The 797-nt window shown below is 75.2% G+C and carries 1 protein-coding gene; it reads left to right on the forward strand.

What is annotated here, in order from left to right:
• Positions 1 to 208: 208 nt before the first annotated feature.
• Positions 209 to 797, forward strand: a 589-nt coding sequence (locus GTY47_RS30535) for a hypothetical protein (RefSeq protein ID WP_234025779.1), incomplete at its 3' end; no start/stop codon positions are given.

Raw genomic sequence — 797 nt, forward strand, 5'->3', positions numbered from 1 at the left:
CGCCCACCCGTGCCGCCCCGGGGCGCTCCCTGCTCGCAGAGCTTGGCGGAGGCACGACTGCCCGCAGCCAGGACAACCCCGACGTACCCCCGGCGCGGCCCCGATCCACCGCCGCCGCGTAGGCGCAAGCGCCGCCCACCCGGGTGGTCCCCGGCGCCACACCCGCCCGCTATGCGGTATTTGTCTGATTAGCGCGTATCGTCGCTGCATGCCCACGCCATACGGATCCCGCGGCGGCATGGCGTTCGGCGTGGAGGAGCTGCGTGTGCTCCGCCGCGCTCTCGCCCTCGCCCTCCACCCCACCTCCGCCTCGGCCGACGACGTCCAGGACTGCCTCCGCCTCGCAGAGTCGCTCGACGAGGCGATGCGGGAGGGCGTCAGGCTGCGTGCCTTCCTCGTGGCCGACCTCGGCCGGTACCGCGCCGCCCTCCCCGGCACCGCCGCCGGCTACCTCACGCTCCTGGACGAGGCACTGGGCGCCGGGTACCGCCCCCACCCCGACGACCTCGCCGCCCTCAGCGCCCTGCGCGGCAACCCCACGGCGGCCGCCCTCCTGGACCGCTGCCACCTGCTCGTCGGCCGGTTGTCCGCACGCACCCGCGCGAACACCCGTCCGCACACCCGCTCGTCGGCCGCTCGCCCGGCCGCGCCCAGTACCCCAACCGTTCCCCATTCCCGCACCCGCCTCCGCCTCCTCCCCCTCCCCGGCGGCCTCGCCGACGCCGCCGGGAACACCCCGGAGAAGCAGCCCGAGAAGAAGCCCGCACGGAAGCCGGCCTGTCTCTTATACACATCTC

The sequence above is a fragment of the Streptomyces sp. SID5464 genome, from assembly GCF_009862985.1.
Taxonomy (GTDB): domain Bacteria; phylum Actinomycetota; class Actinomycetes; order Streptomycetales; family Streptomycetaceae; genus Streptomyces; species Streptomyces chartreusis_D.